This is a genomic window from Streptomyces sp. NPDC003032, from assembly GCF_053591415.1.
Genome location: NZ_JBSFTT010000065.1, coordinates 1 through 21,867 on the forward strand (window position 1 = coordinate 1; position 21,867 = coordinate 21,867).

Sequence of the window (21,867 nt, forward strand, 5' to 3'; positions counted from 1 at the left end):
GACGCCTCGCTGCTGCTGATCCCGCAGATGGGCTTCCTGCCGCCCGACGACAAGCGCGTCATCGGCACGATCGAGGCGATCCAGCGGGAGCTGTCCACGCCGGACGGCTTCATCCTGCGCTACCCCACCTCCAGCGACGAGGAGAACCTGGACGGCCTGGAAGGCGACGAGGGGGCGTTCCTGGCCTGCTCGTTCTGGTTGGCCGACGACCTGGCGATGATCGGCCGGGTCGACGAGGCCCGCAAGCTCTTCGAGAAGCTCCTCGCGCTCCGCAACGACCTGGGGCTCCTCGCCGAGGAGTGGAACTCCCCGGCCCAGCGCCAGGTCGGCAACTTCCCGCAGGCGTTCAGCCACGTCGCCATGATCGACACGGCCCTCAGACTGACGACCTCAGGCGCGTACAGCGCCACCGCGCCTGTAGGTTCCCAGGCTCCGTGTCCTACTCCCAGGAACCGTGGCCATTCGGCGGCCTTGGCCGACAGTGCGCAGGTCAGAGACCTGTCCTCGGGGAACGATCCGGAGGATTTGGACACGGCCGTGGGAATGCACGGCTGGACACAGCATGAGACACCGGGTGAAGCCGCAGGTCACGGCACTGCCGTAGGACACGAGCAGCGGGAACCTGCAGCGCCTCAACCCGACCCGGCCGTGCGGCCGCCTGCAACTCCCCCGGCCTTCACGCCGGTTGCCCGCCGAAAGCACCTGGCACGCACACGCGCCTGACCCCGCGCGGTGAGCGCGACGCGCCCCTGGTGCTGGTGCTCTCGCTCCGGCCACCAGTTCCGGCGCCAGCCCCCGTGCTTGCAGCCCTCTGATACTCGACCCGACCAGGAACCGAGATGACCACTACGATCGCCACCGCACTCACGCCGGTCCAACAAGAGGCCGCTCGCCGGCTTGTCGACGGCACCCTGCCCGAGTTCGCCGCGCACCGGCACCGTTCCCCCATCACGACCCGGACCCTTCTGTTCAGTCTGCGAACCCGCGTGGCAGCGCCCGGCTCCTCGCGAGCGGTGCTGGCGCACGTGCTGCTGTCCACCGGTCAGGTGCCCCCGCCCACCCCGGCCGGGTCTGCCCCCGACTTCACCGATGCCGAGCTGCTGCTCCTGCGCGCACTGGCCCAGTACGCCGAAGGCACCGCGATCGCCGGGGTGTGCGATCTGCCCGTGAAGGGCTTGCGTAATCGCATCGACGAGCTGTGTGCCAAGGCAGGTGCCGCTGACCCGGCCCATCTGGTGGCCCTGGGACACGCCTGGCAGATCCTGGTGCCTGCGCCCCCGCAGAGCGCCGAGTCCACCAGCGGAGCGGCCCAGTGAGCGGCACCAGCATGTCGCCGCGGCACGATCACGATGCCCACGCAGCAGCGGCACCCGCGTCCACACTGTCCTCGCCTGGGGCCGGCCCCTCGGCCTACGTGATGCGTCTGGTACGGACTGCGGCCGCCCGTGCCGAGGTGGAAGCGCTGAGGGAGGACCGCCAACGATGGCGGGCCAAGCGCGGCTACACCGATGCCCGCCAGCACTGCCCGGATGCGGACACCGACGAGGTGGGCCTCTATGAGGATGAGGTCCTCATCGGGTACCTGCACCTGCACCGCGAGCCGGTCCTGCAGCACTGGGGGCCCGGGGGCAGTGAGCCGAGCGTGCTGTTTTGCGATGCGCACAGTGTGCGAGGCCAGGACGAGGGCATCGGCCGGCTCATGACGCTGTGGGCCACCGACTTCGCCGCGCGCATCGGCTGCACCTGGGCGCGCTGCGAGGTCCGCGAGCCCAAGCCGCACAGGTGTGCGGTGCCCGGGCGCCTGAGTGCTTTCCTGCGCGGTGAATGCGGCTGGGAGCAGGCGGGCTTGCACTGCCTGCCCAGCGGCGAGCGTGTGGTTCATCTGCAGGCCAGGGCCCAGGCCCGGCCTGGCCTGGCACCTGTGATCCGCTGCGAGATTCCGGTACCCGGCCCTTCGGGACCGGCGGTCGAGGGCGAGGCGAGCCATGTCTGACACCACAGCGCCCGCGCGTGCCCGTCACCACTTCACGGGCCGTCGTGCGCCAGCACCGCGCACGCTGCGCCGGCAACTGCATCGCATCGCGGTCCTGCCGGCCCTGGTGACGGCGCCGATGCTCCTCATCGCCATCTGTCTGACGCGTGATCCTGCCCGCCAGATCTCACACGGCTGGCTGATCTGGTCCGCGGTGACGAGCGCGTGCGCTTTCGCCTCGGCGGCGGCCTGGTCGATGAGCACGTCCGTGGCGGACACGCTCCAGCACCAGGCCACGGTCGACGCGCAGTGGGCCGGCCAGTTACGCGACGGGCTGCCGCAGGCGTTCAAGGACATCCAGGCCTGTATGGATCAAGTACGCCGCGGGGAGCAGCCGCAGATCCGTGCCCTGCCGGACGCGAGCCCCGGCCATCACCCGCTGGCACAACTGGCCTGCGCCTGGGACGCTTTCGTGCGCGACATCCAGGTGTTGGTGGCCAACAGCTCGGCGGACAGGGACCGGGCTGCACTGCTGGTGCTCGGGCGTCGCATGCTGGGGCTCTCCAACCAGGCCATCAGCGGATTTGATGACCTGGAGCGCAACACCGAGGATCCCGAGGTGTTGCGCGGGCTCTTCGTCCTGGACCACAAGACGACCCGCATGCGGCGCTTCGCCGACAGCCTGATCATCCTGGGAGGCGGCGCACCCCAGGAGCCCCGGGAGCCGGCCGCGCTGTCGCTTGTCCTGCAGCATGCGATCCAGGAGGTCGAGGACTACCGCCGTGTCGAGGTGATCGCGCCGATCGACACCACCGTCCGGGGCCGCGTCACGGGCGCACTGGCGCACCTGCTGGCCGAACTCATCGACAACGGCCTCACCTTCTCCCCGCCCGACCATCCGGTGAGGGTGCGCCTGACGCAGGCTCCCGCGGGAGCCTGCGTCGAGATCGAGGACCGCGGTACCTCGATGCCGGCCGCCACCCTGGAGCACCTCAACCAGCTGCTGGCAGGCACCGCGCGCCACACCAACGAGTACGTCCGCGACGGACGCCTGGGGATCTGGGCCGTGTCCGAACTCACCCAGCGCTATGGCCTGCACGTACACCTGGAAACCAACGTGTACGGGGCGATCACCGCCGTCGTTGTGATCCCGGCCCCTCAGCTGCACGAGGGCGACACGTCAACGCGAGCCCACCGGGCGTCTGCCTCCGCGCCTGCGAAGGCACCGTCTGCGACGTCCGTGCCCCTCGGTGCCGGTGACAGCTCCGCAGGGCAGATGCCCGCGGAAACCACCCTCGCGCTCCCGGTTGTCCACACGACCGATCCCAGCGCCGGTTCAGCCCAAGCGAGCCCTAAGGCACCGCTGCCGCAACGGCGCGCTCCCCGGCTGCCCGGGCACGGCCACCCCGCCGCGACGGGGCAGGCAGCAGCCCGGACACCGCTGCCGGCACGCGACCCCTCAAAGTCCTACCGCCATCCCGAACTGCTGGACCAACAGCAGCGCCCGGCCGCCTCCCGAGAGAGCGCGCCCGATCCAGGCGTAGTGCGTGCCTTCGCCCAGGGAGTGGACCGGGCCGCGCCCGAGCCCGAGCCCGTTGCCACAGCCGCTGACGCAGATGCCGACGCCGACGCCGACGCGACCAGCCCTCACCAGCACGGAGGACGAGCATGATCACCCCCACCGCTCCCCCTATTGACTGGCTTTTGCAGAACTTCGTGAACAAGACCCGTGGTGTGCGCTCCACGCTGGTCACCTCCAAGGACGGGATGCTGAAGGGCCAGGTGAATCTCGGCGATCACGCCTCCGGACTCGCCGATGTCCTCAGCGCCCTTGCCAGCGGGGTGCACTCCCTGGCCAAAGGCGCCAGCAGCAGGCTCGGGAGCGACGGCGTGGTGGATCAGGCCCTCATTCAGATGGGAGACACCAACCTGCTTGTCATGGAGGCCGGTTCCGGGGCGCTTTTGACGGTGGTCAGCGAGCCTGGAGCCGATATCGGCCAGATCCACTACGAGATGGCGCTGCTGGCCAAGCAGGTGCCGCAGAGTCTGTCCGTGCCTGCGCGGCAGCGCATCTGACATGAGCGGGCATACGGCCGCACCGGGGGCTGGGGACGGTCTGGGACCGCTCCGTCCCTACCTCCTGGTGCGGGGCCGCTCCGAGCCGTCCCGAGATCTTGACCGCACCGCCCTGGTCATCGCCGCCGTCGGTGCTCCTCATGCGGCCCCGCAGCCCCACTACCTGCCGATCCTCGAAACCTGCCGGTTGAGCGCCTGTTCCCTCGCGCAGATCGCCGGAACGATCGGCCAGCCACTCCAAGTTGTCAAGATCATGGTCTGTGACCTGATCGACGACGGCTACCTCGCCACTCCCATGCCAGCCGGCCTGCGCGATCCCTCCGAGGCAGGCAAAGACCCACGCATCCTGGAGGACGTCCTCAATGGCCTACGCAACCTGTCCTGACACCGAAGTGCGCATGGCGGTGGCAGTCAAGGTCGTCATCGCCGGCGGTTTCGGCGTGGGGAAGACGACCTTGGTCGGCGCGCTCAGCGAGATCGAGGTGCTGCGGACCGAGGAGGTCATGACCGTGGCCAGTCAGGACGTTGACCATCTGACCGGGACCGAACCGAAAACCACCACCACCGTCGCCATGGACGTCGGACGCATCACGCTGCCCGTGACAAGGGCCAAGCTCACCTACGACGTGCAGGTGATGCTGTTCGGCACGCCCGGCCAGGACCGCTTCTGGTTCATGTGGGACGACCTGACCCGCGGCGCGCTCGGAGCGATCGTCCTGGCCGACACCCGACGGCTGAAGGACTGCTTCGCCGCCGTGGAGTACTTCGAGGTGCAGGACATCCCCTTCCTGGTCGCCGTCAACCACTTCGAGGGCGCCGAGCCCTATCCCGTGTCCGAAGTGCGGCACGCACTGGGCCTGGCCCCGGCCGTCCCCCTGCTGACCTGCGACGCTCGAGACCGAGGCTCGGCACGCGACGTACTGATCGAACTCGTCATGCACGCCCATCAACGCGCCACCACATGACGCTGACACAACCTCCCGACCAGCCCCTTGCGGCTGCCACCTTTGAGGAAGCCTTGATGCCCACCTACAACAACGCGACCGGCCGCCACGATGCACCCATCGACCGTGAACTCCCCAAGCGCCTGGCCCTGCTGGAGGAATTAGGGCTGAACGACCCCCGCCCGATGCAGGAACTGGACGCGCTCGCCAGCCGCTTCGCCGAGGCCGCCAGCGCGCTGACGGGCGGCCTGGAGCTGAATGGCATCGTCAACATCATCACCCACGACCAGTTCTTCGCCGGACTGTCCACACCACGCGCGGCGGGCGGCCACAGCACCGGACGGGCCTGCGCGCCCCACACCGAGCGCACCATGAGCCGCACCGAAGGCTGGTGCGTGTACACCCTCGACCGCCGTAAGGCCTTTCCGCTGAACAACGTTCTCGACTACCCCCGCAGCGCCGGCAACGGCGCGATGCACAAACTCGGCGTCAAGACCTACCTGGGTGCCCCGATGATCCACCGGCCCACGGGGATCAGCCTCGGCACGGCCTGCGTCATCGGCAGGCAGGAGACCCAATGGGACCGCGAGGCCGTCGACCTCAGCAAGCGCTTCGCGGAGGAAGCGGTCGCACTGCTCGCACCTCACACATCCCGCGGAACGCTGATCTGACCTGCGACCACGGCCACTGACAGGGAGGGGAGCCAGATGATGTCCGAGGTCGAGCCGTACCTGAGCGACGAACACCGGCGTCTGCGGGCGCAAGCCCGCGACTTCGCCCGAAAGGAGATCGCGCCGCTCACCCGGCGGCTGGAAGAAGCCGGCACTCACGCGAACACCGCCATCCCCGCCCTCCTGGCGAATCAGGGGTGGACCGGCGTCCTCATTCCCAAAGAGCCCTACCGCGGGATGGGCGCCGGACACGTCGCCAAGATGCTCCTGATCCAGGAGCTCTCCTACTGGAGTGGTGCGGCCGGTGCCATCCTGCAGGCCTCCCTCATACCCGCCCTCGCCCTGCAGGTTCTCGGCAGCCCCGAGCAGCGCACGCAGTGGCTGCCGCAGATCGCCGCCGGTCTCTGGACGACGATCGCTGTCACGGAACCCGACGCCGGCAGCGACATCCTCGGCATGATCAGCACCGCCTACCCCAAGAGCGACGGCTCCTGGGTACTGGACGGCCACAAGTGCTTCATCGGCAACAGCCACATCGCCGGGCTGCACCTGGTCGTCGCCCGCACCGGCACACCGGGCAGGCGGGACACAGACACGCTCTCGGCATTCCTTATCGAAGCCGACCGCCCCGGCATCACCCTGGAACAGGCACCCTTTGTCGGCCTGCACGGGTTCAGCGCCGGCACGCTCCTCCTGGACAACGTCCGCGTGCCGGCCGCCAACCTCCTGGGTGAGAAAGGACAGGGCTGGATGGCCGCGTACGGCGCATCGATGGTGTGCGGGCGCTTGAACCTGGCCGCGGTCGCGCTCGGCCTGCACCAGCGGCTCCTCGATGACACCATCACCTTTCTCACCACCCGCACCCGCCGCGGCGGTCACCTCTCCGACAACGCCGTCGTCCGCAAACGCGTCGCCGAGATCCGCTCCGGTCTCATGACCTCAGAACTCGCCGTCTACCACGCCTCCTCGCTCCTCGACCGGCGCGTGCCGTGCGACCCCACGCTCCTCAACGCCAAACTCACGGCCAAACGGGCCGCGGAAGCAGCAGCCCAGCACGCCGCCGACCTCTTCGGCGGCTACGCGACCCGCACCGATCACCCCTTCGCCCGCCTGGACCGCGACATCCGCCATATCGCCGCGCCGGCTGGCCCCGACGACATCCAGCTTCACCACCTGGGCAAAGCCACCCTCGGCAGGGACCGCTTCCAGTGGTCAGCCCGCTTCACCCGCCCGGACACCCCGCACGACATCACGCCTGCCCACTGGCCCGGCGATGAAGGGCTCTGACGCGGCGCAGTGAGCACAGGGGCGAGCCACGTCGCGGATCCCGTTGGGCCGCCCCTGCACCGGCCGAGCTGTCACTGGAGGTCTTCGCCGACCAGACAGTCGCCGACGTGTCCGACCACGCCTTGGTCGTAGCCACCTTCGGCCGCGCCCTCACCCCCAGCAGATACGCAATGGAGCGCGCATGACCGCAGATACGGAGTCGCCCGACGACATCCCCTTCATCCTGAGGGACATACGGCGGGGCCAGCGCCTGACCCACGGCACACTGCTGAGTGCCGGTGTCCCACTGCGCCCACGCGGCGGACAACGCACCAGAACCGAGTAACCCAGGACGGCGTCAACACGCCACAGCGCAGCAATCGCAAGACACTGCCCCCCAACCTCGCCCCGGCCCTCTCGCTGTCGACGTCCAGCAGCCGCGAAGGTTCGGGAGTGTCTGACCACGCCCTGCCCCAAGAAGAAGGCACGCTCACAGAACATGGCCGATATCCATGACCTGCCGCGGCACATTGTGCGGCAGCTCTCCGACACCCGCCGCGCTGAGATTCTCTGGCTCTACAAGGAGCTGCGTGATCAGATCCGCTCCCAGGTGCTGCCCCCAGGTCACGTGATCACCTACCCGGAGCTGATGCACCGCTTCCGTGCCGGGCTTGAAGTGGTGGTCTACGCGGTGGGGCTCTTGCGTCATGACGAGCTGATGGAGACCAGGCCCCGTCTGGGCACGCGCGTGGTCATCGAGGGCGAGACGTGGGCCGTACCCGACCGGGACAAAGACATGCCCTTCAGCGTGTACGTCGAGAAGGTGATGCGCGAGAGGATCGCCGACCGGGTGTATCCCCCGGATGCTCGGATACCGATCCTGTCCATCCTCGCGGATGAGTTCGGGGCATCTGTCAAGACTGTCCGGGACGGACTCGCCCCTTTGCTCGCCGAAGGTCTTCTGAAGACCTACAGCAACAAGCAGCTCGGGACGAAGGTCACCAGGCGGGTCAGCCGGACTCCGCGGGAAAAGGTTCTACAGCTGGCCGAGCGGCCCTCACACCACCGCGGCACTCTGTACCGGGTATGGGGAGAGTCCAAAACCCTCGGTCAGTGGAGTCGCGATAAGCGGTGCGAGGTGCCGTACGGGACACTCAAAGCGCGGGTCATCCAGCATGGTTGGCCGCTCAGGCACGCCCTCACCACACAATGTTCGATCGTTCCCGCCCCGTGCAAGGGTGAAGGAGGCGGCAGTCCGCAGTCACGTCAACCCGGTGCCGTCCGTGACGCAATCAGTACGTCGGACATCGAGCCCCGTGCTCTGCAGGGCATACCGGACGCCCTGCTTCGCGAGATCCACAGCCTCTCGGCTATAGCACGTACACAGGTTCTCCAGCTTCATGAGGAATTACGGAGCCAGATCCACAAAGGCGAGTTGAAGCCGGGCCGTATTGTCACCTATCCGGAGCTGACCAGCCGCTACGGGGCCCCGCTCAGGGCGGTTTCCTGTGCCGTTCGGCTTCTCCGGCAGGAGGGACTGCTGGAGACCAAGGCCGGCTTGGGCACACGTGTCGCCATCGCGAGCGAGACGTGGACGATTCCCGACCAGGAAAAGCTCGTGCCGACCGCCTTGCATGTCGAGAAGGTGCTGCGTCGGAGGATCGCCGACCGCGTGTATCCGCCGCGCAGCAGAATCCCGTCCCTCAAGTTGCTCGCCGAGGAGTTCGGCACGGGAGCAGCATCGGTGGCACGTGGCATCGCCCCTCTGATCAAGGCAGGGCTCCTGGAGACCCACGATGCCTCCAAACTCGGGACGTGGGTGACGGCACTGGCCGACCACATGCCGCGCTCTGACCTGCTGCCGACGGAAATGAGCCCCGTGCGCAGCAACGGCAAGTCCTACTCCGTGTGGGGCGAAACCAAGACCCTCCCGCAGTGGGCCTGTGACAAGCGCTGCGTGGTTCCGTACTCAACGCTGAAACACCGCGTTCGCAAAGGGCACTGGCCCATCGAGGAGGCCCTCACGACGCTCCCCCGACACCGAGGGGCGCAATCCGGCCCCGGGACAGCCGCCCCTGAGGGGCTGGCATGGGCGGTGATGGCGGTTCAGCCCGGTGGGCCCGCTTCGCCGCCCAAGGCTCTGTCCTAATGCGGCCCGGCCGTGACCGCGTGCCTGCGCGACTTCCTCAACGTGGCCGCTTCCCCCCTCATTGATTCTGTGTCCCGGTCCCGGTTCACCGGTCGTCTCGGTGCTTGGGCCACTACGGGGGGGGCGGGCATCGGCGTTTCGGCCAGCCCACGCTCAGCGCCAATCCGTGCACAGCAAGGGTCCGTGCGCCGTGCACCTTCGGGGAACCGCTCAACCACCGTCTACGCAGTACGACCGAAAGACTTGTGTTCGAAAGGAGGGGTCGCCTCGTTGACTCCACGACACCACCCAGAACACCACTCAAGGAGGCACGTTGCCATCAGACAAACCCCCTAGCGACGCGGCTCAGAGCGCACAGGCCACGGATACAGGCACCCTCTCGGACGCGGAACGGGAGCTGTACGGCGGCCGGCTGCGCTACGACCAGTCCTACGTACGGCACGAAGGTCCGCTGACCCGGCTGGGGTTCGGGCATATGGCGGCCGCTCTGCCGCGCATGGTGGGGATGGTTTTGCGGACCGGCTGGCAGACCGACCGGCGTGCGCTGAGTGCGGTCGTGTCGGCGCAGCTCGGGCAGGGGGTGGCGGCCGGGTGGGGGCTGGTGGCGGTCAACCGTGTGCTGGGCGAGCTGTTCGCGGACGGTCCGACCGCGGGCAAGCTCCGTGACTCGCTTCCGTCGCTGATCGTTCTGGCGGTCACGGCCGTGGCGACGGCGTTGCTGACGGCGTGGTCGACGGCGATGTCCGGCCGGCTGGAGCCCCAGGTGGAGCGTGCGGTCTCGGCCCGCTACTACACCGCTGTGACTGGCGTCGAAGTGGAGGCCACCGAGCGGCCGGAAGTGCAACGGGTGCTGGAGGCGGGGAAGTTCGGGACCGACTCGGCCCGCAGCATGCTGCGGCTGTCGGTCGGCGTGGGCAACGTCGTCATCGGTATGGCGGCGGCCGCCGTGGTCCTGGCGTCGCTGCACTGGATGCTGCTGCCGATGTTGCTGGCCATCGCCTGGCCCAAGGGGTGGGGCGCCGTGCGCTCCGCCCGCCGCGAGTACATCTCCCGCCTGAACTGGGTCGATCACCGCCGGGCGATCGCCTCTCTGCTGGCCTACCTGACCCGCCCGCACGCCGCCGGGGAGCTGCGCGTGCACAGGGCCGGGGCCAAGCTACTGTCCAGTTATGAGGAGATGTCGAGGCAGACGGAGGCCGAGCAGCGACGTCTGGCGCGGGCGCAGGCGACGACGGACCTGGTCGCGGGCGGCTTCGCTGGGTTCGCGTCGCTGGGGTGTTACGGGGTGCTGTGGTGGCTGCTGGCCGCCGGGGGCCTTCCGCTCGCGGTCGGTGGGACTGCGGTGGTCGCCATCCGCACCTCGACCGCGCGGCTGACCTCTTTGGTGCAGCAAGTCAACCGGCTCTATGAGGAGCTGCTGTTCCTCACCGACACCGAGGACGCCATCGAGCTCGCGGGCAAGCACGCTATTCCGCACGGTGGCGCCGCACTTCCCTCGCCAGTGCGGGCGGTGCGGACGGAGAACGTGACGTTCACCTACCCGGGCGCCGAATGTCCCGCCTTGCAGGGGGTGAGTGTGGAGATCCGCCGGGGTGCGGTGACCGCCTTGGTGGGTGCCAATGGGTCGGGGAAGACCACCTTGACCAAGGTGCTCGCCGGGATTCTCCTGCCTGATGACGGTGAGGGGAGCGTGTGGTGGGAAGGCGAGGGGGACGAGCGGGTCGAGCTGCGTGACGCGGACCGCGAGCAGGTTTTCGCGGCGGTCGGCGTGCTGGCGCAGGACTTCCCGCGCTGGGAGATGACGGCGGCCGCGAACGTGGCCATCGGTGCCGGTGACCGCCCCCGCGACATGGACGCTGTCCGCCGGGCCGCCCGGGAAGCGGGCATCCTGGAGTTGATCGAGGGGCTGCCGCACGGCTGGGACTCGATCGTCTTCAAGGGCTACGAGCGGGGTGTGCAGCTCTCGGGCGGGCAGTGGCAGAAGCTGGGCACCGCTCGGACCCTGTACCGGGGTGCGCCGGTTCTCCTGGTCGACGAGCCGACCTCGGCGCTCGATCCGCATGCGGAGATCGCCGCGTTCCAGGGGCTGTGGTCGCTGGCGCAGGAAGGTCATGCGGTCGTGCTCGTCACCCACCGTCTGGCTGCCACCATGAACGCCGACCACATCTACGTCCTTGACGAGGGGCGTGTCGTCGAAACCGGCAGCCACCAGGAGCTGATGGCGCGCGAAGACGGTCTCTACGAGGGCATGTTCACCGCTCAGGCCGCCCAGTACGGCATCGCACCAGGGCCCGGCGCGCTCCCCGGCCCCCGCAGTGCACAGCCGCCCGACCACGAGACGGCGAGCTGACCCGCCACCACGGACTTCTCCAGCCAGCCTCACAGAACCGCCCCCGTCGAAGGCGAGACACCGCTCATGCCACCCAGCTCCTCCGCGATCCGCACGACCATCGACAGGTATCTCGACCGCCACCCGGACGAGCGTGACGCCCTGGCCGGGCTGCTCGCCGCACTGGACAGGCCTGTGGACGTGACCGCCCGCACGACGCTGCCCGGGCACGTGACATGCAGCGCCGTCGTCATCGACAGCCAGCGCCGCGCCCTGCACATCCGGCACCGGGCCATCGGTGACCTCATGCTCGTGCCGGGCGGCTGCGTCGAACCCGGGGACCGCACGCTGCTGGCTGCGGCGCTGCGGGCGGTGTCGCAGGAGGCGGGGATCGCGCCGGGCGTCTTGTGCCTGACGCCTGAAGTCCTCGGCGTACCGATCGACGTCGCCGTCCAGGACAGTGACGCCAGCCCTTCCAAGGGCGACCCGGCTGGCCGGATCTATGACTTCCGCTACGCGTTCTACCTCGTCGACGAGCAGCACCCGCCGGTCACTGTGCAGGACGAAGAGGTGTCCGGTGCTCAGTGGCTCTCGTTCGCCGAGGTCACCTCACCGACTCTGCGCGCCAAACTCCTCGGGGCGCAGCTGGACGGGCAGCCGGAGCCGGTGAACGCCTCCGTGCTGATCCACAACGGCGCCGGTTCTTACTTGCTGCATCTGCGAGATGACCGGCCCGGTATCTGGCAGCCCTGGACACTGGCTCTGCTCGGCGGTGGTCGCGAGCGCGGCGACGCCAGTCTCGAAGACACGCTGCGGCGGGAGTTGTCCGAGGAGGTCCCCGGGCTGCGGCTGGAAGAGCTGGAGCCGTACGCCGTGGAGGAGGACACCAGCGTCGACGGGCTCCACGTATCCGTCCAGGTCTTCACCGGCCGGTGGAAGGGGAATCCCGACCTTCTCGATCTGCGGGAAGGGGTGTTGCTGCACTGGTCCGCTCCCGACCAGCTGGAGCGGCTGCGCCTGAGCCCTGGACTCGCCGGCCTGATCCGCCGCCACGCCGCCGAACACCCGCGCGAGGCGCAACCGGACGCAGCACCGCAGGTATGGGACGGGGGCAGTCGGACCGTGCTGAACGGCATCGGCGTCCACCTCCACCTCCAGGACGACCAAGGTCGCATCCTGCTGGGCCTGCGCCACCCCGACGTCCGCTACGCGCGCGGCTCTTGGCACTACCTGGCCGGGTGCTGTGAGCACGAGTCCGTCAAGCAGTGCGCCGTACGCGAGGCCGAGGAGGAACTCGGTCTCCTCCTCTCCCCCGAACACCTCGACCTGGTGCACACCGTGCATCTCTTGGACCCTGACAATCCCCGGCCGCTCGTGGAACTGATCTTCCGGGTGACCCGCTGGAGCGGCGAGCCGCAGCTCATGGAGCCGGACAAGTGCAGCGCGTGGGCCTGGTGGCCGAAGGGCGCGCTGCCCCAGCCGATCGTCCCGTACGCCAAGGCCGCGCTCGAAGGCATCGCCGCCGGCCGTACCTACACCGAACTCGGCTGGCCCGCAGCACGCCTGCCCTCGGTCATCGCGACGACGTCGAAGGAGTCCTGACCCGCTCACACCCGCCGATCACTTGCCCCGCTGTTCCGACCAGCCCTTTGGAGGCCCGCATGCACCAGCCCACTTCTTCCGCTCCCCACCGCACGCCGCCTCCTCCCCTTCCCGTGCCCGCCGACGAGCCCGAGGCCGCTGCCGCTGCCAGCCGGAAGATGGTCGCCCGGCTGGAAGCCGACCGCCCTGTGGACCCGGTCGTCCGCGAGGCCCTGCTCTCGCTGCGCATGGACGTGCTCTTCCCCCGCGCGTACGTCCGGCGCGTCGCGGACGACGTCGAACCGGGAGTGTGGCAACTCCTGGACGGCTCCCACCCCGAAGACGCGGACGAGTGGATCAAGGTGCTCCACAACGGCGACAGCGTCCGCATCCAGCACAACGGCGAGCGCCTTGACCACCAGCGGCGTGGCACCGTGACCGGCGGCCGAATCACCTCCATGTCCAGCACGATGAGCATGACGGCCGACATGCTCGCCGAGCTGCGACTGGAGCACGGCCTGTCGTATCTCGACCTCGGCAGTGGCTCCGGTGTCACCGGAGCGGTGGCGTGCGGCATCTGCGGCGCGAACCGGGTGACGCTCCTCGATCGCGACCCGAACCTGACCGATGCCCTGCGGGAACGGCTCGCACTGCTCGGATACCGGCCCCACATCGTCACCGGAGATGGATACGGCGGATATCCCGCAGATGGGCCGTACGCGCGGATGCTGTCCGGCTTCGCCGTGGAGAGCGTGCCCACCTCATGGGTGGAGCAACTCGCCCGTGGTGGGCGTTTGTTGACCACAGTGACGACGCGCTCCCCCAGCTGGCCCGGCCGGGCCGTCGTGAAGCGGACCAGCAGCGGTTGCGTCGAGGGCACGTTGCGCGCGGTGGGCAGCGGGCACCGCCCTGCGCATGGGCTCGAGTGGCTGAGCGTGCTCGGCCACCGCGAGCGGATCGCGGCCGAGCCCGGCCAGTGCAGGAGCACGACACTGGCTCCGCCGGAGAAGACGGCGCGTGGAATGTGGCTCGCGCTGGACTACCTGGCTCCGGGGCTGGTGCGGGACTACAAGGCGGAACATCTGACTCTTGTCGCCCCCGGCGACGATTCATGGGTCGTCGTCCGCCCTGCCTCCGGGGGCGGGTGGATGGCCGAGTCCTTGGGCGAGCGGCCCATCTGGGAGCAGGTCGAGGAGGTACACGCTCGCTGGGTGGCTGCGGGCGAGCCGTCGTCGTACCGCCTGGACATCGCCGCCGACGGCACCCAGCACGTCAGCTCCGGCACCGACCGCGCCGCGTTGGAGTGGGCGCTGCCGCACCCCGACAAGGCGGGGTTCCCGTCACCGGCCGGTGAGCGCGCATGAGTGATCCGCTCAGCAAGAGCCCCGCCGGCGATCAGCCGAGCGCAGTGCCGCGTCCCCGCGAGCGCACCCTCGACCTGCCGCCATCTTCCCTGGCAACGGACAACGACGGCGACATCACAGAAGATCTGAAGGAGGCGTACTGGTCGGTGTACGACGGTGCGGCGGCCAGCGCCACCCTCGGGCAAATCCTGGGCCGCCTGCCACGGATCGTGGGCCAAGTCGGCCGTCTGGCCTGGTCGACCGACCGGTGGGCGACCGTACGGCTGATCGTGATGCAGCTGGCCTCTGCGGCCATGCTCGCCTTCGGTCTGATGGCCACCGTCGGAGTGGTCCAGCACGTTGTGGCCGACGGCCCCACCCCGGACCGGCTCTGGGCCGCCGCCCCGCAGCTCGTGGTCGTGGTCGTGATGTTGTCGGCACGGGCGCTGCTGGAGTACGGGGTCTCGGTGGCCCAGGCCCGGCTGACACCCAAGATCCGTACCGCATTGGAGCGGAAGTTCCTAGAGCTGACCGCTCACGTCCGGCTGGAAGTGGTGGACAACGCCGACTGGCACGACGAGGCGTACCGGGCCCGGGACCGGGGCCTCTTCTACGCCCGGCAGATCGTCGGCCAGATCGTCACCCTGGCATCATCACTGCTGGGCCTGGTGGGCACGGCCGGCGTGATCACCCTGCTCCACCCCCTACTGATCGCGCTCCTGCCGCTGTCCGTGCTGCCGGTCGGGGCCGCCGCCATCTCTGCTGCTCGCGACCGGTTCCACAGCTTCAAGCGGTGGAACGCGCTGCAGCGCCGGGTGAACGTGTTCTCGTGGCTGTTGCTGGACCGGGACTCCGCCGCGGAACTGCGCTCCGATACCGCGCAGCGCGCGCTCCTGGCCGAGCACCACCGGCTGTCCGAGCACATTGCGGCGGAGGACACCCGGCTTGGTCTCAGCTCAGCCCGGCTGTGTCTGATCGGAAAGGCGGTGGGCGGGGTCGGCAGCGGCATCACCTACGCCGCACTGTTCGCCATGCTGCTCAACGGGTGGCTGCCTCTCGCCGCCGGCGCCGGCGCGGTGCTGGCCATCCAGAGCAGCCACGCATCGATGACTCAGGCGGTCCAGGTCGCCCACCTCGTCTACGAGCACGCCATGTGGGTCGATGACCTGCTGCGCTTCCAGGAGAAGTGCCGCAAGCTGCTGCCCCGGCGCACCGGCGTGAGCGCGCCGACCACCGTCAAGGAGATCCGGCTCCGCGACGTCTCCTACACCTATCCGGGGTCGGACACCCCAGCGCTGGACGGGGTATCGATGACGCTGCGGACGGGGACCACGGTTGCCTTCGTCGGGGTCAACGGCTCCGGCAAGAGCACCGCATCCCGCCTGATCGCGGGCCTGCACGACCCCAGCAAGGGGTCCATCTCCTGGGACGGCCTCAACCTGCTGGACATGGACAGCGAGTCCGTACAGTCCCGGGTCGCGACGGTGCTGCAGGATCCGGTCCACTTCCCCTTCCCGGCGCTGGCGAACATCACGGTCTCGCGCGGCACCCTGACCGAGGCGGACCCGCATCAGGCCCTGGCCGCCGCACGGGCGTCTGGCGCCGAGCCCGTCATCGCCTCGCTGCCGGGCACCTGGCGGGCGGTGCTGTCGAAGAGGTTCCGGGACGGACAGGAGCTGTCGGCCGGGCAGTGGGCGAAGGTCGCGGTCGGCCGCGGCCTCTACAAGGAGGCCCCGGTACTGCTATTGGACGAGCCGACGGCCAGCATGGACGCCAAGGCCGAGCACGCGGTGTTCCAGGCCGTTCTGCGCGGTGAGCACCGCGCCGACCGCATCACCGTGCTCATCTCCCACCGCCTGGCGTCCGTAGTCGACTGCCACATGATCTACGTCTTCGACCAGGGCAGGATCGTCGAATCCGGCACGCACCGCGAACTCATGAAGCTGGGCGGCGAATACGCCTCGATGTTCGCCCTCCAAGCCGCCGGATACCTGGACGCCACTCCCGAGGCGAACGTGCGAGACGACGTCAGCACCGGGGGTGGAATGTGACGTCCTCGTGTGATCAGCCGCAACCTCTCAACGGCCAAGCGCCCGCGCCCACCGAGCAGGACGCCAGCCTGTGGCGGCATCGGTCCTTCCGCCTCTACCTGCTCGGGGAGGCCACCAGCGTGGCCGGCAGCTCGGTGAGCAGTGTCGCCCTCCCCTACCTGGCCGTGGTCGAACTCCACGCGACCACCGGCGAAGTCGCCCTGCTCACGTTCCTCGCCCAGCTGCCCAACGTCCTGTTCGCACTTCACGCGGGCGCCCTGGCCGACCGCCGCCGCAAACGCCCCCTGATGATCTGTGGGGACCTGGTGTGCGTCGCGGTCCTGGCGACCCTGCCCCTGTCCGCGGCCTTCGGCACGCTGAGCCTGTACCAGCTGATGGTCGTCGCCTTCACCCAGGCCACCGCCGCGGTCGTCCACGACGCGGCAGCCATCAGCTACGTGCCTAGTCTGCTGGACCGTTCCTTGATCCAGAAGGGCAACAGCCGCATCGGGGCCGTCTTCTCCGTGGCGGCCACCGCAGGCAGCACCGTCGGCGCGTTCCTCGTCGGTGTGCTGGGCGCCGCCCGCGCGGTGACGGCCGATGCCCTGTCCTTCGCGGTCAGCGCGTGGTGTATCGCCAACATCCCCATCACGGAGTCACCGCCCACGCCGCGGCCGGGGCAGCAGCTCGCCGATATCCGCGAAGGTCTGCGGTACGTGTTCACCGACCCCACGTTGCGCACGCTCACGCTCACTAACGCGGTGATCAGCTTCGCGCTGGGCATGATGAACACCGTCTGGGCCCTGTACCTGCTTGTTCCCGCTTAACGACGGTGTTGCTTACCGACTGATGCACGCCTGACCTGCTTGTTTGCCTATTGCACTGAGTCGGGTTGCATTGATACTCATCGGCCATGCACCAATCGAGGTACTCATCAGCAGGCTGGGAATCCTGGGGACTTGCGTTCCGGCCGGCGATCCCGGACGGTATGCCGTTACTGGTCGACGACGACCTTCTCTTCGAGGACAGCCAATGCATCCGTCCCGCCACCGTGATCAACTGCTGGGCCTGCGAACTGCCAGCGAATGGATGCCCATCGCCAAATTCGTGGTCCTACTACGTGCGTACGGTGCGTGAGTGGCTGGAGTTCATATCCGGGCACGGGGTCGCCCTGTTCGACTCGCGGCGTCACCTGAAGGCAGCGTTGAGCGCGTACTCCGTCTATCGAGCCCAGGGCCCCATCCAGCACCGCTTCGAGGCGTCCACGTGGAACCAGAGCATGGGCATCCTGGCGGGGTTCTACAAGTGGGCGAAGGACGAGGAGTACGCGGACTTCGAGCCGTTCACCTATCGGCAGGCAGTTTGGGCTTTCAAGGGGCAAGTCCGTCGCGGGCGGGTCAACCAGTCACGGCGGCGCCAGGCAAAGCCTCGCCAGGACCTCCGACCGCATCCGCGAGCGATACGAGCCACGTTTCCCGCACGTCAACCCGCACCGGCTGCGGCACACTATGGCCATGGCGACCATGGCACGGCTGATGCGCGGCTGGTACGAGCAGGCTGCTCGGCAGGTCCGCGACACCGATGACGATGCCGCCCTGGCGCACTACCTGCGGACCCAAGAGCCGCTGCTGATTCTGCGCGATCTGCTCGGACATACCAGTTCACTGACCACGGAATCGTACCTCCACCGTCTGGACGTACCGCGCCTGTTCACCTCCCTGTATCGGCGGGTCGGCAAGGAATACGGGCTGCTGGACGAGGACGTCGAGGTGGAGGTCGAGACTGAGTTCGACGACGAGCCGGCGGGGGTCTGATGCCGGCCACCGTCACCCTTGAGCCGCTGGGTGTGCACTGCGTCTTCAGCGACGGGTCGGAGTACCGCCGTCGTCTACGCGTGCGGCGGCCGGTGGAGCTTCCGGGGCTGGCGCGCACGCTGCTGGAGGGCGCGACAGATCTTGTCCATCCGCATGGTCAGGTCGACAGCGCGGGAGGTTTCGACCTCTACCTCACTGCCGTCCGCGGCTTCACCGACTGGCTGGTGGAGTTCGGGTTTTCCGGCGGGATATCCGACCTGACGCGCGCGCTCCTCGCCCGGTACTGGCGGCAAGGGGTGCGCTCCTCGCAAGAGAGTGCGCTGCGGGCGATGTTGCGCTGCGCGGATGACCAGGAGCAGGTTCTGGCGCCGGATGTGCGCGCGTTCGTCGATGGCCGGCTGTTCAACACGGGTAAGCGGTACGGCTCGCACCAGTCGTACAGCGAGGCCGAGTGGGCTCGGCTTATCCGTACCTGCCGGGCGGAGGTCGATGGCGCCTTCCGCGCGTTCTGCGCGGCCCGTGGGCAGGCTGCGTCAGCTGATGGGCCAGGGGCTTCGTTTCGTGCGCGTGCTGCCCATCACTGGCTGGTGCTGAATAACGGGCCCGACCCGCTGGTCAGCGAGATGGCAGAGTACGGCTCGTTGCCCTTCCGGCAGAGATACGGGGTCGGTCTTCGTGCGGTGCTGGATCCGCTGATCCCGGCCCTGGACGTGATCATCGCCTATCAGCTGCTGTTCGGCGCCTACACCGGGGTCGTGCCGGACGGGATCGCGGACCTGGGGCTCGACGACATCGAGTGGGCGGGTGACGAGAAGATCCTCCTCAGCTACGTCAAGGGCCGCACGGCGGCGGAGAGCCTTGCTCTGTCGCGTCAGGCCACTCGCCTGCTGGAGCAGTGGCTCGATCACTCCGCAGTGGCCCGCCGCTTCGCGCCCAAGGAGTTGCGCCCCGAGCTCTGGGTGCGTTTCACGCCGAGCGGCACATGGGCCGGAGAGCGTTGGCTGGTCAAGCCGCCCACGCGCCTGTCCCTATGTCGCTGGGTCGAGCGGCGCCAAGCAGTCGACCAGGACGGGCGCCCCACGCAGATGAGCGGCGACGACGGCCTTCCCCTGGCCCTGCACCGGCACCGCATCCGCACTACCCACGACGCGCTGAAAGACCGCTCACACTGGCGTGGCAGCCGCCGTACCACGCTCGATCCGAACCGGTCCCCCGGCGTTGAGGGGGACCACTACCTGACGAACACGACGCCGGCTCAGCGCGAGGCGGCGGAAGACATCATCGCCCAGGCCCAGGAGGACCTTGTGCGCCGGGCGCTGCCGCCCTTGGTGCTGGCCACCGCCGAGTTGGCCGACCTGGTGGAGAACTATCCCGAACACATGAAGCGGCTCGGCCTGGACGACAATGCCCTGGTGCACCTCCTGTCCGGGGAACGCGACGTATTCACCGCCGCATGCGCAGATCAACTGTCGGGACTCCACGGGCCGAAGGGCAAGCCCTGTCCGGCACGCCCCTGGGTGTGCCTGCTGTGCCCGCTGGCCTTGTTCGCCCCCCGCCATCTGCCGAACCTGCTGCGCCTACGGGCGTTCTTCTCCCGCCAGTGGCAGCAGATGACCACCGCCGAGTTCATCCCCGTCTTCGGCCCGTATGCCCACCGTCTCGACGAGATCCTGACCCCCGACCGGTACTTCTCCGAGCACACGCTACGGGCAGCCGCTGCCAAGGTCACCGACTCCGATGCCGAGCTTCCCCTGCGACCTGAGGAGCACACCGTATGACCACCCTGCACCATCCCACGGGCCTCGCGGCCACCTTTTCGCGTTCTGTCTTTCGAGGTGAGGACGTGTGCGCTGCGGCCGGTCTGCCGGTCCACGGCGCGGGCCCGCACCCTCACTTCGACGACGAAGTCTGGGATTTCACGGGTGTCATCGGAATGCCGCGCTATCTTGCCCGGTACGCCCGGATCTTGTTCTTCACCGAGATCCTCAATCCCCAGTGGAGGGAACTCGCAAAGGAGTTCATCTTCGCCCGGCTCGCACCGGACCACCCCGCTGTGCGGGAGCTTGCTCGCGCCTACCGCACGCCCGTGCAGATAGCCACGGTGCACGGGCGGCTGACCGTGCTGACCGGCTGGCTGAACTGGCTCACCGAGCAGGGCGTGGACGATCTCGGGGAGGTCACCCAGCAGCACTGCGCCGCCTACCTGGAAGTTCGCAAGAAGGTACGGGACAAGCACGGCGTCGTGATCCGCGACAGCAGCCCCGGCTACCGCATGGATGTCGTGGCGGTCATCCAGGAGCTTGGCTACTACACCGAATTGTTCTCCACCGGCGGCTACGTGTCGGGCTTCCGTCCGTGGGGGCGACGCACGGCGTACTCCGTCGCCGGGATGGTCCGCCGGACCGGCAACACGACACCGCCGCTGAGCCACGACGTCTTCCAACCGCTGGTCGCAGCGGCCCTGTACGTGGTGGAGGTGCTGGCACCGCACGCCATGGAACTCCAGCAGCAGTTGCAGGAGATGGTGCCGAACCGGCCGGGCCGCAACGGCGGACGTCCGACCTGGAAGGTCGAGGTCGCGCAGGCCATCGACCGGCACGTACAGGAGGCTGATCCGTTCGATGCCGCCCTCGATCACGTCGTAGCCGAGCGGTTGGCCAACGGCTGGGATCTGGACGATCCGCTGCTGCGGGTGAACCTGATCTCCCTCGCCCACGAGACCGGTCGGCGCGCCTTCCACTACACGTGGCTGCCCACGCTGCGTGGCCGGCTGGAGAAGGCTGTCAGGGAAGTCGGCCTGTCCAAACGCTGGGGCCGGGCGGCCGCCCTGGTCGAACGCGCGGACGGACGGGGCAGTGTCTCCTGGACCCTTCCGATGAACACCACCGAGGCCCGGCTGCAGCTCTCCCGGGCCCGCACAGCCTGCCTGATCGCGCTCGCCGCACTGACCGGAATGCGCAAGAGTGAACTGGCTGAGCTGACCCACGACTGCCGCCTGCCTCCCGAACAGCTCGGCGAGGGCCGCCTCCGCTACCGCCTGAAGGGCAAGGTCATCAAGGGCCGGAAGCCGGGTGGTGAACACGATCAGTGGGTGACCATCAAGCAGGCGTACGACACCGCCGGTGTAGCCGCCGCACTCGCCGACCCCGTGCAGAACACCGGTCACCTCTTCGCGTCGCTCTCCTTCTTCACCCCGTACGAAGGGTTCCTTACCTGGGTCAATGGCCCAGATGGCCGCCGCCTTGGGCTGGCGCCGATCCCCGAGGTGCCGGTCAGTCTGCGGATGCTACGGAGAATTCTCGCGGTGGAAATGGCGCACCGGCCTGGTGGTCTGCTGGCCGCCAAGATCCACCTCAAGCATATTTCCGTGGTCACCACCGAGGGCTATGCGAACCCTCGGGAATTGCATCAGACGGGCGAGAAGCCGCAGGTCGCAAGCTCAGGGCGACGGGCTGACGAACTCCAACGCTACTACGAACTGACCGCCTGAGCAGGCATGTTGCCAGATAGATCCCGTCTGATGCATGATCTGCCCTCCAGAAGGGATGGCCTGGAGTGGTGCATCAGCAGAAGGTAGCCCTGGCCGGGGCTGCTCAAATGGAGCTCGTGTCCGGCGTGGTCCAACTGCGTCCGGAGGACGCGATGTTCGACGCAATGCTGCGGGGCTGGAGGGCTCAGCAGAAGTCGCGAGG

18 protein-coding genes and 1 pseudogene are annotated in these 21,867 nt (G+C 68.6%); all 19 read left to right on the forward strand.

Going from position 1 to position 21,867, the window contains the following annotated elements; translation table 11 throughout:
- Nucleotides 1–402: pseudogene (locus ACWDZ7_RS40375) on the forward strand (glycoside hydrolase family 15 protein); the annotation flags it as partial.
- A 437-nt stretch (nt 403–839) separates the two neighbouring features.
- Nucleotides 840–1,316: a hypothetical protein gene (locus ACWDZ7_RS40380; RefSeq protein ID WP_451803748.1), complete on the forward strand. Its 477-nt coding sequence runs from the start codon at nt 840–842 to the stop codon at nt 1,314–1,316.
- Entirely contained in the window at nt 1,313–1,993 is a 681-nt protein-coding gene (locus tag ACWDZ7_RS40385) for a hypothetical protein (protein WP_451803749.1), read from the forward strand. The genes ACWDZ7_RS40380 and ACWDZ7_RS40385 overlap by 4 nt, the downstream gene beginning before the upstream one ends.
- The gene (locus ACWDZ7_RS40390) at nt 1,986–3,644 is read left to right on the forward strand and encodes a sensor histidine kinase (RefSeq protein WP_451803750.1); all 1,659 of its coding nucleotides are present in this window, start codon (nt 1,986–1,988) and stop codon (nt 3,642–3,644) included. The genes ACWDZ7_RS40385 and ACWDZ7_RS40390 overlap by 8 nt, the downstream gene beginning before the upstream one ends.
- A complete protein-coding gene (locus ACWDZ7_RS40395; protein ID WP_451803751.1) occupies nt 3,641–4,048 on the forward strand; it encodes a roadblock/LC7 domain-containing protein in 408 nt (135 codons plus the stop codon). The genes ACWDZ7_RS40390 and ACWDZ7_RS40395 overlap by 4 nt, the downstream gene beginning before the upstream one ends.
- A gap of 1 nt (nt 4,049) precedes the next feature.
- The gene (locus tag ACWDZ7_RS40400; RefSeq protein ID WP_451803752.1) at nt 4,050–4,433 is read left to right on the forward strand and encodes a DUF742 domain-containing protein; all 384 of its coding nucleotides are present in this window, start codon (nt 4,050–4,052) and stop codon (nt 4,431–4,433) included.
- 13 nt (nt 4,434–4,446) lie between these two features.
- Entirely contained in the window at nt 4,447–5,013 is a 567-nt protein-coding gene (locus ACWDZ7_RS40405) for a GTP-binding protein (RefSeq protein ID WP_451803753.1), read from the forward strand.
- 56 nt (nt 5,014–5,069) lie between these two features.
- A complete protein-coding gene (locus ACWDZ7_RS40410; protein ID WP_451803754.1) occupies nt 5,070–5,663 on the forward strand; it encodes a GAF domain-containing protein in 594 nt (197 codons plus the stop codon).
- Between the two features lie 39 nt (nt 5,664–5,702).
- Nucleotides 5,703–6,950: an acyl-CoA dehydrogenase family protein gene (locus tag ACWDZ7_RS40415; protein WP_451803755.1), complete on the forward strand. Its 1,248-nt coding sequence runs from the start codon at nt 5,703–5,705 to the stop codon at nt 6,948–6,950.
- 181 nt (nt 6,951–7,131) lie between these two features.
- Nucleotides 7,132–7,275 (forward strand): hypothetical protein, encoded by a 144-nt coding sequence (locus tag ACWDZ7_RS40420; RefSeq protein WP_451803756.1) that lies wholly within the window; start codon nt 7,132–7,134, stop codon nt 7,273–7,275.
- Nucleotides 7,276–7,428: 153 nt separating this feature from the next.
- A complete protein-coding gene (locus tag ACWDZ7_RS40425; RefSeq protein WP_451803757.1) occupies nt 7,429–9,078 on the forward strand; it encodes a GntR family transcriptional regulator in 1,650 nt (549 codons plus the stop codon).
- A 313-nt stretch (nt 9,079–9,391) separates the two neighbouring features.
- The gene (locus tag ACWDZ7_RS40430) at nt 9,392–11,428 is read left to right on the forward strand and encodes an ABC transporter ATP-binding protein (protein ID WP_451803758.1); all 2,037 of its coding nucleotides are present in this window, start codon (nt 9,392–9,394) and stop codon (nt 11,426–11,428) included.
- 66 nt (nt 11,429–11,494) lie between these two features.
- Nucleotides 11,495–13,009, forward strand: coding sequence for an NUDIX domain-containing protein (locus ACWDZ7_RS40435; RefSeq protein WP_451803759.1), 1,515 nt, complete (start codon nt 11,495–11,497; stop codon nt 13,007–13,009).
- Nucleotides 13,010–13,068: 59 nt separating this feature from the next.
- Nucleotides 13,069–14,352, forward strand: a complete 1,284-nt coding sequence (locus tag ACWDZ7_RS40440; RefSeq protein ID WP_451803760.1) for a protein-L-isoaspartate O-methyltransferase family protein — start codon at nt 13,069–13,071, stop codon at nt 14,350–14,352.
- Nucleotides 14,349–16,382 (forward strand): ATP-binding cassette domain-containing protein, encoded by a 2,034-nt coding sequence (locus ACWDZ7_RS40445; RefSeq protein WP_451803761.1) that lies wholly within the window; start codon nt 14,349–14,351, stop codon nt 16,380–16,382. The genes ACWDZ7_RS40440 and ACWDZ7_RS40445 overlap by 4 nt, the downstream gene beginning before the upstream one ends.
- Entirely contained in the window at nt 16,379–17,188 is an 810-nt protein-coding gene (locus ACWDZ7_RS40450) for an MFS transporter (RefSeq protein ID WP_451803762.1), read from the forward strand. The genes ACWDZ7_RS40445 and ACWDZ7_RS40450 overlap by 4 nt, the downstream gene beginning before the upstream one ends.
- A 687-nt stretch (nt 17,189–17,875) precedes the next feature.
- Nucleotides 17,876–18,175 carry a hypothetical protein gene (locus ACWDZ7_RS40455; protein ID WP_451803763.1) on the forward strand — a complete coding sequence of 100 codons (300 nt, stop codon included), beginning with the start codon at nt 17,876–17,878 and terminating at the stop codon, nt 18,173–18,175.
- Complete coding sequence (locus tag ACWDZ7_RS40460; protein WP_451803764.1) at nt 18,175–19,953, forward strand: hypothetical protein; 1,779 nt, start codon at nt 18,175–18,177, stop codon at nt 19,951–19,953. Before ACWDZ7_RS40455 ends, ACWDZ7_RS40460 begins: the two co-directional genes overlap by 1 nt.
- Nucleotides 19,950–21,665: a site-specific integrase gene (locus ACWDZ7_RS40465; protein ID WP_451803765.1), complete on the forward strand. Its 1,716-nt coding sequence runs from the start codon at nt 19,950–19,952 to the stop codon at nt 21,663–21,665. The genes ACWDZ7_RS40460 and ACWDZ7_RS40465 overlap by 4 nt, the downstream gene beginning before the upstream one ends.
- The last annotated feature ends 202 nt before the right edge of the window (nt 21,666–21,867 follow it).